General features: G+C 30.5%; 13 protein-coding genes. 11 read left to right on the top strand and 2 right to left on the bottom strand.

Annotated features, from left to right (window positions below; genetic code table 11):
- The first annotated feature begins 2 nt into the window (after positions 1-2).
- The 4 genes from JW646_RS00685 (at position 3) to JW646_RS00670 (ending at position 3181) form a co-directional block, all read left to right on the top strand.
- Positions 3-968 carry a nucleoside hydrolase gene (locus tag JW646_RS00685; RefSeq protein ID WP_228416217.1) on the top strand — a complete coding sequence of 322 codons (966 nt, stop codon included), beginning with the start codon at positions 3-5 and terminating at the stop codon, positions 966-968.
- A 1-nt stretch (position 969) separates the two neighbouring features.
- Positions 970-1548 (top strand): ECF transporter S component, encoded by a 579-nt coding sequence (locus tag JW646_RS00680; RefSeq protein ID WP_228416216.1) that lies wholly within the window; start codon positions 970-972, stop codon positions 1546-1548.
- The gene (locus JW646_RS00675; RefSeq protein WP_148557624.1) at positions 1541-2230 is read left to right on the top strand and encodes a radical SAM protein; all 690 of its coding nucleotides are present in this window, start codon (positions 1541-1543) and stop codon (positions 2228-2230) included. The genes JW646_RS00680 and JW646_RS00675 overlap by 8 nt, the downstream gene beginning before the upstream one ends.
- Positions 2231-2332: 102 nt before the next feature.
- Positions 2333-3181 carry a DegV family protein gene (locus JW646_RS00670; RefSeq protein WP_228416215.1) on the top strand — a complete coding sequence of 283 codons (849 nt, stop codon included), beginning with the start codon at positions 2333-2335 and terminating at the stop codon, positions 3179-3181.
- A gap of 119 nt (positions 3182-3300) precedes the next feature.
- Here the strand turns inward: JW646_RS00670 and rd are convergent, their stop codons facing one another.
- Positions 3301-3462, bottom strand: coding sequence for a rubredoxin (rd, locus tag JW646_RS00665; RefSeq protein ID WP_074917389.1), 162 nt, complete (start codon positions 3460-3462; stop codon positions 3301-3303).
- A 261-nt stretch (positions 3463-3723) separates the two neighbouring features.
- Between rd and JW646_RS00660 the strand changes: the two genes are divergently transcribed.
- From JW646_RS00660 to JW646_RS00630, 7 genes are all read left to right on the top strand, one after another.
- The gene (locus tag JW646_RS00660; protein WP_074917388.1) at positions 3724-4428 is read left to right on the top strand and encodes a FadR/GntR family transcriptional regulator; all 705 of its coding nucleotides are present in this window, start codon (positions 3724-3726) and stop codon (positions 4426-4428) included.
- Positions 4429-4582: 154 nt separating this feature from the next.
- Positions 4583-6151: an L-lactate permease gene (locus tag JW646_RS00655; RefSeq protein WP_206923222.1), complete on the top strand. Its 1569-nt coding sequence runs from the start codon at positions 4583-4585 to the stop codon at positions 6149-6151.
- 19 nt (positions 6152-6170) lie between these two features.
- Positions 6171-7445: a nickel-dependent lactate racemase gene (gene larA, locus JW646_RS00650; RefSeq protein WP_228416214.1), complete on the top strand. Its 1275-nt coding sequence runs from the start codon at positions 6171-6173 to the stop codon at positions 7443-7445.
- Positions 7446-7522: 77 nt separating this feature from the next.
- The gene (locus tag JW646_RS00645; RefSeq protein WP_228416213.1) at positions 7523-8311 is read left to right on the top strand and encodes an electron transfer flavoprotein subunit beta/FixA family protein; all 789 of its coding nucleotides are present in this window, start codon (positions 7523-7525) and stop codon (positions 8309-8311) included.
- Between the two features lie 15 nt (positions 8312-8326).
- A complete protein-coding gene (locus JW646_RS00640) occupies positions 8327-9547 on the top strand; it encodes an electron transfer flavoprotein subunit alpha (RefSeq protein ID WP_228416212.1) in 1221 nt (406 codons plus the stop codon).
- Between the two features lie 20 nt (positions 9548-9567).
- Positions 9568-10956 carry an FAD-binding oxidoreductase gene (locus JW646_RS00635; RefSeq protein WP_206923226.1) on the top strand — a complete coding sequence of 463 codons (1389 nt, stop codon included), beginning with the start codon at positions 9568-9570 and terminating at the stop codon, positions 10954-10956.
- Positions 10957-11169: 213 nt separating this feature from the next.
- On the top strand, positions 11170-13149 hold the full coding sequence (locus JW646_RS00630) for a hypothetical protein (protein ID WP_074917379.1): 1980 nt from the start codon (positions 11170-11172) through the stop codon (positions 13147-13149).
- A gap of 54 nt (positions 13150-13203) precedes the next feature.
- Here the strand turns inward: JW646_RS00630 and JW646_RS00625 are convergent, their stop codons facing one another.
- Positions 13204-14373 carry a M20 family metallopeptidase gene (locus JW646_RS00625; RefSeq protein WP_228416211.1) on the bottom strand — a complete coding sequence of 390 codons (1170 nt, stop codon included), beginning with the start codon at positions 14371-14373 and terminating at the stop codon, positions 13204-13206.
- Between the last annotated feature and the right edge of the window lie 40 nt (positions 14374-14413).

The raw sequence follows: 14413 nt of genomic DNA, 5'->3' as shown, positions 1-14413 counted from the left end.
ATATGGAAAAAAGAAAAGTAATAATTGATTGTGACCCAGGTATAGATGACTGCCTGGCAATTCTTCTAGCCTTAAATTCCAAGGAGTTAGAAGTTGTAGGACTTACAATCTGCAGTGGTAATGTACCAGCAGATATTGGAGCAAAAAATGCTTCAAAAGCACTTCAAATATCAAAAAGACTTGATATACCAATTTATGTGGGAGAAAGATCCCCCCTACAAAGAGAACTTGTAACAGCGCAAGATACTCATGGAGAAGATGGTATAGGAGAGAATTTCTATGAAGATGTAAACAAAGAAATATTAGATGGTGGAGTAGACTTTATTATTGATACCTTAAAAAAACATGAAAAAGTATCTATAATAGCTTTAGGACCAATGACTAATATTGCAAAAGCTTTAATGAAGAATAAAGAAGTTTTCAATAACTTAGACGAATTTGTATCTATGGGTGGAGCCTTTAGAATACATGGAAACTGTTCACCTGTTGCAGAGTTTAATTATTGGGTAGATCCTCATGCAGCTGATTATGTTTACAAAAACTTACCTAAAAAAATTCATATGGTAGGCCTAGATGTAACTAGGAAAATAGTTTTAACACCAAATATTATTGAATTTATTAATAGACTTGATAAGGAAAAATCAAAATTTATAAGTGAAATAACAAGATTTTATATAGATTTTCATTGGGAGCAAGAGCACATAATAGGATGTGTAATTAATGATCCTCTTGCAGTGGCATATTTCATTGATAGAAATTTATGTAAAGGCTTTGATTCTTATGTAGAAGTAGTTCATGATGGAGTAGCTATAGGTCAGTCTATAGTAGACTCATTTAACTTTTACAAAAAAAATCCTAATGCTTATGTTTTAACAGAAGTAGATGAAAAAGCTTTTATGAAAATGTTCTTAAAAATAATTTTTAAAGGATATGAAAATGAAATAGATAGGACTCAGGGGGTAATATAAAATGAATAAGAGTATGAATACAAGAAATTTAACTTTAATGGCAATGGGGATTTCTTTAAATATAATAGGAGCATTAATAGCATTAACATTAAGATTACCTATTTATTTAGACTCAATAGGCACAATATTAGTAGCTTGTTTATTAGGTCCTAAATTTGCAGTTATGACTGGGGTATGTGGCAGTTTAGTAAGCGGAATGACTTTTGATCCATATTCATTGTATTTTGCACCAGTACAAATAAGTACAGGGCTTTTAGCAGGATTAATGTATAAAAAAGGTTTTTTGAGTGGCAAGAAAACACCATTTGGAGTATTTATATTTACTTTACCAACAAGTATTATAAGTGCAGTAATAGCAGCATTTTTATTTGGAGGAGTCACATCTTCAGGTTCTTCTTATATAGTACAAATATTAAGTCATTTTAATGTTCCTATGGTAATTAGTGTATTTATAACTCAAGTATGTACAGATTATGCAGATAAATTTTTAGCTGTAGTTTTAGTAGCTTTAGGTGTAGGAGCTTTGCCTAAAAGTTATAAATTATCATTTAAACAGAAGGTGAATGAACAACATGGATAGATATAGTGAAGTAATAAATAAAAATCAACGTGAAATAGTGCTACTTAAAGCTTTTCCGTGCAAATGGGGAAAATGTAGCTTTTGTGATTATATATTAGATAACTCTAAAGATGAAGAAGAGATAAATAAGGTGAATTTTCAAGTGTTAGAAAATGTTACTGGTAAATATAAAGTATTAGAAGTAATAAATTCAGGAAGTTGTTTTGAAATTCCTAAGGATACTTTACTTAAAATAAAGGAAATAATCAAAGAAAAGAAAATTGAAAGATTATTTTTAGAAAGTCATTGGATATACAAAAACAAGATTCAACAAATGAGAGATTTTTTTGAAATACCTATAACATTTAAGATAGGTGTAGAAACTTTTGACAATGACTTTAGAAATGAATATCTTAATAAAAATGCAAAATTTAAGACCGTTGAAGAGTTGAAAAAATATTTTGATTCTCCGTGTATTATGGTAGGTATAAAAGGTCAAACAAAAGAAATGATTGATAATGATATGAAAATCGTGCAAGATCATTTTGAACATGCAACTATTAATGTTTTTATTAATAATTCATCTAAAGTAACAAGAGATGAAAAATTAGTTGCATGGTTTAGTAAAAAATATAAATTTTTAATAGATAATCCTAAAATTGAGATTTTGTTTAACAATACAGATTTTGGAGTAGGAGATTAGGAAGTAGTCCTTTTAGGACTACTTTTTATATTAACTGAACCTTGCAAATAAATTTTAGTATATAATAATATAAACAGAATCAATTAAAAGGAAGTGAACTATATGGCAATAAAAGTAGTTACAGACAGCACATCATATATTCCAAAGGAGTATGTAGATAAATATGATATAAAAATAGTATCTTTAAACGTTGTTATGGATGGAGAAAGTAGACGTGAAGTTGATATAGATAATAAATATTTTTATGAAGAAATGAGTAAAGTAAATGAAATTCCAAAATCATCTCAGCCCATACCAGAGGAAATGTTAAGTGGATTTGAAAGTATAGTAAAAAATGGAGATTCAATAGTTGGAATATTCTTGTCATCAAAAATGAGCGGTACATATTCAAATGCAAATATGATAAAAAATATGATAATAGAAGATTATCCTGAAGCAGATATACACATAATTGACTCAAAGACTAACTGTATGCAAATGGGATTTGCTGCAATTAAAGCTGGAGAAATTGCAAGTGAAGGGAAAAATATATATGAAGTTATAGAAGCGGCTAATCATGTGTTAAATAACAGCAGATTTTTATTTACACCAGAGACTTTAGAATATCTAAAAAAGGGTGGTAGAATAGGAGGAGCAGCAGCATTATTTGGAAACTTGTTGCAAATAAAACCAATACTTACTGTTGTTGACGGTGAAACTTCTGTCTTTAAAAAAGTTAGAACTAGGAAAAAGGCTGTAGAGGAGATAGTAGAAACTGTATTAAATGATATAGAGTCTAAAGGGTTAGGAGATGTTATGGTACATCATATCAATTGTGAAAAAGAAGGTCTTAAACTAGCTAATGTTTTGGAAAATAAGTTGGGGAAAAAGGTTAGAGTTGAATCTATAGGGCCAGTGATTGGTCTTCATGTGGGTCCTGGTAGCATTGGTATTGCATATTATACGATGTAATAACTACAATTAAACTATTATTTTTGTAAGAAACTGCAAAATATAATGTTTTTGATAAATAAAGTATGATAAAAAAGAGTATATCAAAATTGATATACTCTTTTTAAAATTAATTTTTATTATTCGGTTTCAGAAAACTGGTCTTTGCCAACACCACATAAAGGGCACTCCCAATCATCTGGCAAATCTTCAAATGAAGTTCCTGGATTTATTCCATGATCAGGATCTCCTATTTCTGGATCATAAACATAATCACAAATATCACAAATATACTTTTTCATAATTTATCCCCCTTTATTTAACCATAAATATATTTAATTCATTATTACTCATAATAATAGATAAAAATGTAAAAAGCTACATTATTAATGCAAGTATACAAAATACTTTTCACTGATTTTAGTAAATTAATATTTTACATAGAGATAAAAGAACAATACTATAAATGATGTGACAATTTTTAATACTTGCTTATTTTCATTTTTTTAAAAAATAATATATAATTTAATTATGACAAAATAGCATACAATGGGGGGATTTTTATGTTTAATAGTATATCAAATAAAAAGGTTTATGAGGAAGTAATTGAACAAATACAAAAGAATATAATTGATGGTGATTTAAAAAAAGGGGATAGGCTACCATCAGAAAGAGAATTATCAGAACTTATGAATATAAGCAGGACATCTATAAGAGAAGCATTAAGAGTATTGGAAAGTATGGGAGTAGTAGAAAGTATTCATGGAGAAGGTAATTTTATTTGCTCTAACACAGGAAACTCATTACTACAACCGTTGTCCATGATGTTTAAATTAAATAATGGAAAGTATAAAGATATTTTTGAACTTAGAAAAGTTTTAGAAGTAGAAAATGCTAGGCTTGCAGCTATTAGAGCAACTGACATGGATTGTAGAGAATTACTTAGCATAGTAGAAGAAATGGAAGAAGAAAGCAAAGGAAAAAACAGAAATGAAATTTTAGTTGAATTAGACAAAAGATTTCATAATAAAGTTGCAACTATGAGTAAAAATTGTTTAATAGAAAGTTTATTTAATACAGCATCCATGTTATTTGAAAGATTTATTGAAGATGCTAGATGGGAGATTATTAAAAGAGATACGGCTGATAAATTTTTATTAAATCAGCACTATGCAATTTGTAATGAAATAATTAAAAAAGACGAAAAGGAAGCTTTAAAGGCAATGGAAGCTCACATGAAGTACATTGAAGAAAATTTTGACAAATAATGTTTTAAAATGAATTATGGAAAAATAAAAAATATTGTTAAATTTCAGACTATTATTGTTTTTTGAAGAAAATAGGAATAAACTTTAAGTATAAAAGTGGTAATACCACTGACCACCTTTGGAATGACCAGTATAAATGAGGGGGAATATATTGATGAATGAATATGTTTTGTTTCTTATTGCTTTAGTTCCTATAGTTTGGCTAATAGTATCTTTAGGAGTGCTAAAATTGCCAGCATATAAGACTTGTTTGTTTACTGCATTTCTAAGTTTACTAATTGCAATAATATTTTGGAAAATGCCTGTTATTGACGGTGTAACAGCGTCAATAGAGGGAATGGCCATTGCACTTTGGCCAATACTTTTGGTAATAGTTGCGGCTTTATTTACTTATAACTTAGCTTGTGAAACTAAAACAATGGATGTTATGAAAACTATGTTATCTAGTATAACTACGGATAACAGAATTCAAGTTTTAATTTTAGCCTGGGGGTTTGGAGGATTTCTTGAAGCTGTAGCAGGATATGGAACAGCTGTTGCTATACCAGCAAGTATTTTAGCATCAATTGGTTTTAATCCTATTTTTGCAGCGGTTATATGCTTAATATCTAATACTGTTCCTACTGCATTTGGAGCAATAGGAATACCAGTTACAACGTTAGCAACAGTTACCAATCTGGATGTTGTTCATCTAAGTTTTATCACATCATTACAACTTGCAGGTTTTATAATATTAATCCCATTTTTATTAGTGATTTTAACAAAGAGAAGTATAAAAGCAGTAAAAGGTGTTTTTTTAATTACATTAGTATCTGGGGTATCTTTTGCTATTCCTCAAATTTTTATAGCAAAATACTTAGGTGCTGAACTACCGGCACTTATAGGAAGTATTTGCTCTATGATCTGTACAATTATTATGGCAAAATTTATGAATAAGAATAAGAATGAAGAAAAATCAGAAGATTTAACTACAGATGAAGGTGCTGAAGTAATAGCAAAGAAAATATCAGCTAAAGAAGGAATTTTAGCTTGGCTACCTTATATTCTTCTTTGTACATTAATTTTAATAACAAGTCCTTTAGTACCTGTTTTAAATTCATTTATAGGACAATTTAGTAGCAATATTCACATATATAGTGGGGATGTTACTTCTTCAACAAGCTTTTCTTGGATAAATACACCTGGTATGATGATTATAATTGCAACAGTGATTGCAGGATTTATTCAGAAAATAAAATTATCATATATGGTAAGTATTTTTAAAAACACAGTAATACAATTAAAAACATCATTTATTACTATAATGTCTATTGTTGCCATATCAAAGATTATGTCACATAGTGGTATGACTAGTTCAATATCATTTGGACTTTGTGCAATAACAGGAAGCTTTTATCCGTTAATTTCACCCCTTCTTGGAGCTATAGGAACATTTGTTACTGGTAGTGATACGTCAGCCAATATCTTGTTTGGAGGATTGCAAGTAGAAGCCGCTAAGTCTTTATCAATAGATCCTTATTGGATTGCTGCAGCAAATACGGCAGGTGCCACAGCTGGGAAAATGATTTCTCCACAAAGCATAGCAATTGCCACTTCTGCAACAGGACTAATTGGTCAAGAAGGAAAGATTTTTAGTTCCACAGTTAAGTATTGTTTGGGATATGTAATTATACTTGGTTTAATAGTATATTTTGGTAGGTTTTTACCTATACTTGGGCTTTAATTTTAAGGGGGAAAGTATTATGACAATTATAAAAGTACCTTACTCAAAACAAGGTATGAATTTAGAAATAGAAGATAAAAACTTAAAAGCTATTTTAGTTTCTAAATCACACGATTTTATAGTTACAAAAAGTGAGAGTGAAATTGTAAAGAACTCTTTAGACAATCCAATAGGCACATCAAAATTAGAAGAGTTAGCAAAAGGTAAAGAAAATGTTGTTATTATAACAAGTGATCATACTAGACCAGTACCAAGTCGTGTAATAATGCCACAGATTTTAGAAAGAATTAGAAAAGGAAATCCAAGTGCAAAAATCAAAATATTAGTTGCTACAGGATTTCATAGACCTAGTACAAAAGAAGAATTAATTTTTAAATTAGGTGAAGAAATAGTTGAAAAAGAAGAAATTGTGATGCATATATCTACAGATGATGAAGACATGGTAAAAATGGGTGTACTTCCTTCTGGTGGAGATTTTTATATAAATAAATTAGCTGCTAAGGCAGACTTGCTTGTGTCAGAAGGATTTATAGAACCACATTTTTTTGCCGGATTTTCAGGTGGAAGAAAAAGCATTCTTCCTGGCGTAGCATCAGCAAAAACTATAATGTATAACCATTGTAGTGAGTTTATAGATAGTGAAAATTCAAGAACGGGAACTTTGGATAATAATCCTATTCATAAAGACATGGTGTATGCTGCAAAAACTGCAAAGTTAGCATTTATAGTTAATGTGGCAATAGATAAGGATAAAAAGGTTATAGCCTCTTTTGCAGGAGACGTGGATAAAGCACATAAGCAAGGATGTAAATTTGTAACTAATTTATCAAAGATAGATAAAGTTCCAGCTGACATAGTTGTAAGTACAAATGGAGGATATCCTTTAGACCAAAATATTTATCAATCAGTAAAAGGGATGACAGCAGCTGAAGCTACTTGCAAAGAAGGTGGAGTAATAATAATGGTGGCAGCATGTAATGATGGTCATGGAGGAAAGTCTTTCTATGATAATGTGGCTAACGCATCTTCACCAAAGGAAATATTAGAAAATGTTAGAAATGTCAAAAAAGAAGATACTGTTCCTGATCAATGGGAATTTCAAATATTAGCAAGAATTTTAGATAAATTCACTGTAATAATGGTTACTGATGAATGTGACCCAAAAATGATTACAAGTATGCATATGAAACATGCTTATAATTTTGAAGAAGCTATAAATTTGGCTTATGAAATTAAAGGTGAAGAAGCTAAAGTGGTTGTCATTCCAGATGGCGTATCTGTAATTGTTAAATAAAATCATAGTACAGTTGACATGCATTTGTTAGCACTGAAGGCAACTTTGTTGCTCAAATAGTTAAGGGGGGAAGAAGAATGGAAATTTTAGTATGTGTTAAACAAGTACCAGGAACAACTGCAGTTGAAGTTGATCCAGTAACTGGTGTTTTAAAAAGAGATGGAGTAGATTCAAAGATGAATCCTTATGATTTATTTGCTATAGAAACTGCACTTAGAATTAAAAAAGAAAATAATGCAACTATAAAAGCAATAACCATGGGACCACCTCAAGCAAAGACAGTAATAAAAGAAAGTTTTTCTATGGGAGTTGATGAAGGAGCAATAATTAGTGATAGAAAATTTGGTGGAGCTGATGTACTTGCAACTTCTTACACTCTATCTCAAGGAATAAAAAAAATATCTAATCCAGATTTAATCATATGTGGAAAACAAACTACGGATGGTGATACAGCTCAAGTAGGTTCAGAAATTGCTGAGTTTTTAAATATACCTCATGTGACAAATGTAACTGAAATAATAGAAGTAAAAGAAAATTCTATAATTGTAGAAATAGATTTGCCAACTTCCATGGAAGTTTGTGAAATAGTTTATCCATGCTTAATAACTGTGGAAAAAGATATATTCCAACCAAGACTACCTTCTTTTAAATTAAAAATGGCTACTAAAAACAGAGAAATACCAATGTTTACTTTAAATGATTTTAAAGATAAAGATGAAAATCATTATGGGTTAAATGGTTCGCCTACTCAAGTGAAAAAGATATTCCCACCTACTCCAAATACAGATAAAAACGTATTAAGAGGAAGTAGTGAGGAGCTTACAGAGGCTCTCTTTAATAAAATAGTAGACTTAAAAATATTATAGAAGGGAGAAATTAAAATGGCTAAAATAATTGTAAATTCTGAGAAAATTACTAACATAAAAGAAGTATTAGAATTATGCCCATTTGGAGCATTGGAAGAAGTAGATGGAAAAATTGAAATAAATGCAGCTTGCAAAATGTGTAAGATGTGTGTAAAAAAGGGGCCAGAAGGTGCTTTTGAATTTGAAGAAGATGAGGTAGTAGCAATAAATAAAGATGATTGGAGAGGCATAACAGTATATGTGGAACATACAAATGGCAAAATTCATCCAGTAACTTATGAGCTGATAGGTAAGGCAAAGGAGTTAGCAGGAAAAATTAATCATCCAGTTTACTGTGTATTTGTGGGAAATAACATAAAAGATAAATGTGAACCGCTACTTACTTACGGTATAGATGAAGTATTTGTTTATGATGATGAAGAGTTAGACAAATTTAGAATTGAACCATACGCTGCAGCGGTGGAAAGTTATATATCAAATATAAAACCTACTATAATGCTATTTGGGGGAACTACTATAGGCAGATCTTTGGCACCAAGGCTTGCTGCAAGATTTAGAACCGGGCTTACTGCTGACTGTACCATATTAGATATTCAAGAAAATACAGATTTGGATCAAATAAGACCTGCTTTTGGTGGTAATATAATGGCACATATAAATACTCCAAATCACAGACCGCAATTTGCGACTGTAAGATATAAAATATTCTCAGTTCCTGAGAAAGTTGAAAAGCCTAGTGGAAAGATTACAATTTGTGAAATAGAAAAAGATAAGTTAAAATCTAACATAAAAGTATTAGAAACAAAAGTAAAAAATAAAGTAGTAGGTATTGAAGATGCAGAAGTGGTAGTTGTTGTAAGCAGAGCGTTCAAAAAAGCTGAAGATATAAAAATGGCTAAGAAATTAGCAGATCTTTTAGGCGGTCAATTGGCAGGTACTAGACCTACTATTGAATCAGGATGGATAGATGCTAGAAAACAAATAGGACTTAGTGGTAGAACTGTAAAACCAAAACTTATAATAACTTGTGGTGTATCTGGAGCTGTTCAATTTGTTGCAGGAATGAAAGGCTCTGATTATATAATTTCTATTAATCAAGATGAAAATGCTCCTATATTTGACGTGGCTCACTTGGCATTAATAGGTGATATTTATGAAATAATACCAATGTTAATTGAAAAGATTGAAAACATTAAAAAAGAGAATAATTCACAAGCTGAGTTTGCGCTATCTTAAAATAGTAGGAGGGGAATTTTATGTACAAAAAATTAGATAAAAATGATATAGAATTTTTAAAAAGTATTTGTAGTGAGGAAAATATTATTGTTGGTGATGAAATAAGTGAAGACTTTGCCCATGATGAGCTGGCAGGGGAATTAAAATATCCAGAGGTAATGGTTTATGTGAAAAGTACTGAGCAAGTTTCTAAAATAATGAAATATGCTTATGAAAATAATATACCTGTAACACCTAGGGGCCAAGGAACAGGGCTTTCTGGAGCATCTGTCGCCCTTCATGGTGGAATTATGATGAACATGTGTAAGATGGATAAAATATTAGAACTTGATGAAGAAAACCTAACTTTAACTGTGGAGCCAGGAGTACTACTTATGACTATAAGTGGGTACGTAGAAGAACATGATTTATTTTACCCGCCAGATCCAGGTGAAAAAAGTGCTGCTATTGGAGGCAACATAAACACAAATGCTGGAGGTATGAGGGCAGTAAAATATGGAGTGACAAGAGATTATGTAAGAGGTTTAGAAATTGTACTTCCAAATGGAGAAATAATAAATGTGGGTGGAAAAGTTGTTAAAAACTCTTCTGGTTATGCAATAAAAGATTTAATAGTTGGTTCTGAAGGGACATTAGGAATTGTAACTAAAGCTATTTTAAAATTACTCCCACTACCTAAAAAAGCTATTAGTTTACTAATTCCTTTCCCTGATTTAGAGTCAGCAATAGATACTGTTCCTCAAATAATTAAATCAAAATCTATACCAACAGCAATAGAATTTATGGAAAGAGAAGCTATTGTAGGTGCAGAAGAGTTTTTAGGCAAGAAATTCCCTGATAATTCTTCAAATGCATACTTGTTATTAAAATTTGATGGAAATTCTACTGAGGAAATAGAAAAAGAATATGAAAATGTAGCAAAACTTTGTTTAGACTGTGGGGCATATGATGTATTAATTTCTGATACAGATGAGAGAAATGAAAGTATATGGTCTGCAAGGGGAGCATTCTTAGAAGCATTTAAAGCAAATAGTGTTATTGATGAATGTGACGTTGTTGTACCAAGAGATAAAGTGGCGGAATTTATAAGATATACTCATGATATACAAAAAGAAGTAGGTCTCAAAATAAAAAGTTTTGGTCATGCAGGAGATGGTAATTTACATGTTTATCCTCATAAAGATGATTTAGCACAAGATGAATGGACAAAGAGACTTAATCATGCTTTTGAATTAATGTTTAGTAAAGCTAGAGAATTGAATGGGGAAGTTTCAGGAGAGCATGGAATAGGATATGCCAAGAGTCCATATTTCTGTGAATCAAAAGATGAAAACTACGTAAATATATTAAAAGGAATTAAAACTGCTTTTGACCCTAAAAATATTTTAAATCCAGGTAAAATTTATTAATATCTATATGAAAAAAGGTAGAGAAGGATGAACTATATAAAAGTCCACCCGTCTCTACCTTTTTAAAATAAAAAAGTAATTAGAAATATTAAATAATTATATTATTAATTAAAAAGTATATATTTTATTCATTTTTCCGGAAAATTTTACAAATTATGCTTCTATTAAGTCTAATTATAAATTATAATAAATTTAAGGGAAGGGGATGATATATTGCCAAGTAGTTTTACAAAAGAGTCAATTAAGTTTATTATTTTAGTAGCATTTGCATCAATAATAGTATTTAATCCATCAGACTTTAATTCAAAAAATGAAAATGCTAAAAATGTAAATGTAGCGTATTCACAAAATAAGGGATTTGTCAAAAATGGAGGATACACATACTATTATAGTGCGAAAACAGGTAAAAAACTCACAGGTCTACAAACTATAGAAGGTTACAGGTATTATTTTTCTAGTACAGGAAAAATGCAAACTGGATTACAAACTATAAACGGGTATAAATACTACTTTTCTACAAGCACTGGTAAAGGACTAAGCGGATTAAGAGAAGTTGGTGGAGATAAATACTATTTTTCAAAATCAACGGGAAAAGCTTTAAGTGGATTGAGAGTAATAAGTGGAAATAAATATTATTTTTCAACAACTACGTATAAAGCGTTAAGCGGGTTAAAAATAATATCAGGAGAAAAATATTATTTTTCACAGAGTTCGAAAGAAGCCCTAAGTGGATTAATGGAAGTGAATGGAGATAAATACTATTTTTCTAAAACTACAAAATCAGCTTTAAGTGGATTGAGAGTAATAAGTGGAAATAAATATTATTTTTCAACAACTACGTACAAAGCGTTAAGCGGGTTAAAAATAATATCAAAAGAAAAGTATTATTTTTCAGACAGTACAAAAGAAGCCCTAAGTGGATTAATGGAAGTGGATGGAGATAGATACTATTTTTCTAAAACTACAAAAACAGCTTTAAGTGGATTGAGAGTACTAGGCGGAAACAAATATTATTTCTCAACATCTACATATAAATCACTTACTGGCTTAAGACTTATATCAGGAGAAAGATATTATTTTTCTCCAACTGATGGAAAAGCTTTAAGTGGATTAGTGGAAGTAGACAAAAACAAATATTATTTTTCTCCAGAAACAAAAACAGCTTTAAGTGGATTTATAGTTATTGATAATAACAAGTACTACTTTGATAAATCTTCTAAACAAATGGTATTTGGACTACAAGTAATTGATGGAAAGTATTATAATTTTGATGAGAAAACAGGCATTTTATTAGAAGATGAAAAGGCTAGCGGAATTATATATAAAGATGGTGAGCCTTATCTTTATTTAGATGAAGAAGGAAATAGTAAAACAGGTATGATTACTGTTGAACAAGGAGTACGATACTACTTCTTGAAAGGCGGAGGAATATACAAAGGCCTTAGAACCGTAGGAAGTAAGTTATACTATTTTTCTACTGAAGATGGAAAAGCTCAAAATGGAATTACAAAAGTAGGTTCTGATACATACTACTTCCATCCAAAGTATTTTTATGCTTTGACAGGTCTTCATTCTATATGGGAAAAAACTTATTATCTAAACCCTAATGATTATAAATTGATGAAAAACGATACAGTTCAAATTGGATATTTATTGTTTACAGCTAATGAAAATGGACTTGTAACTGATGTTAAGCCGGCAAAAGGATACGAAGACAACGATAGAGCAAAAGGACTTATAGAAGGATTTAAACTAATAGGAACTCCATATGGTTCAAATGATGGCCAGACAATGTGTAATAGATTTGCTGCAACAGTATATCTTGCTGCTGGAAATGATGAGTTGGTAAAATATAGTCAAAATACTGGTAAAATGCTTTATAAAAAAGCAAGTGAGCAAGCAGAATATGTGCTTAAAAAAGGTTATAATGAAAATATGACAGCTTATAATTTAAAACCAGGAGATTTAATATATTGGGATAATGGTCCGACAGGTCCTACTGAAGATAAATTTACATTTAATGGTAAACAATACTCAATAGGTCACGTATCAGTATATGTTGGTGATGGTATAATGATAGAAGCAACAAGTCAACCATGGGTAGGAGAAGGTCATACTAGAGTAACTACTTTTGATCCTTCAAGTGCAAAACCTACATCTAATCCAATAATATTTGCAAATATGTTACCATAAAAAAAATAGCTATGTTAAATTAATTAACATAGCTATTTTTATATTAACATATAGTTATATATTTGAATTTAAGTAATCAATAGCATAATGAACATATAACTTTGTACCTATTTCTAATGCGTCTTCATCAATATCAAAGTTACCGCTATGATGAGAGTAACAAGCAGATTTTTCTTCATTTCTACATCCAACAAAAGCTAAAGCACCAGGAGCTTTTTCAAGGTAGAAAGAGAAATCTTCACTACCTGTTACTTTTTCGAATTTTATTACTTTATCTTTGCCTACTATTTTATCTGCAGCGATTTGTGCAATAGCAGAGGCGTTTGTATCGTTAATTGTTGGTGGTAAAAGAAAATTATAATTTAAAGAAGCTTTAGCTTTGTAGCCGTTAGCTATATTGTTAATTATATTTTCCATCATGTTAGGAAGTTTTTTTCTAAGATCCAAATTAAAACACCTTGTAGTACCTTCCATATAAGCGTTTTCAGCAATTACATTAAATCTACTGCCTGAATTAAGCATACCAATACTAAGAACTAAAGGATGAAGAGGATCGACTTGTCTACTTGCTATATTCTGTAAATTCATCACTATGGAAGACGCAATAACTAAAGCATCAATACATTCGTGAGGAGCAGAACCGTGGCCACCTTTTCCTGTAATATTTATACTAAACCAATCAGCACTAGCCATTCTAGGTCCAGCTTCTACAGATATTTTACCAACATCAATGTTTGACCATAAATGGATACCAAAAACTGAACCAACATTATCCATAGCCCCATCTTTTATCATGGCTTTGGCACCTTCACCTATTTCTTCTGCAGGTTGGAAAAAAAGTTTTACAGTACCATGTAATTCATTTTTTAAAGCATGTAATATTTTTGCAGCACCAAGAAGCATAGAGGAGTGACCATCATGACCACAGGCATGCATCATACCTGGGACTAGGGATTTATATTCTATATTATTTAATTCCTGCACAGATAAAGCATCTATATCAGCTCTAAGAGCTACTGTTTTCCCAGGATAATTACCTTTTATAGTAGCTACTACTCCGGTAGATGCACATGAAACATATTCTATCCCCATCTTGTCTAATTCTTCTTTTATTCTTTTTGAAGTATTAAACTCTTTAAAACTAGCTTCAGGATTTTCATGAAATTCCCTTCTTAAATTTATAACATAGTCTTTATTTACTTTAGCAAGTTCATCAATTGTCATTTTATTACCCCCATTATTGTAGTAATTTAAATAACTATGC

It is taken from the genome of Terrisporobacter hibernicus, from assembly GCF_020809405.1.
Taxonomy (GTDB): domain Bacteria; phylum Bacillota; class Clostridia; order Peptostreptococcales; family Peptostreptococcaceae; genus Terrisporobacter; species Terrisporobacter petrolearius.
Note: the sequence above shows the minus strand (reverse complement) of the source record. Positions and strands in the feature narration are given on the sequence as shown.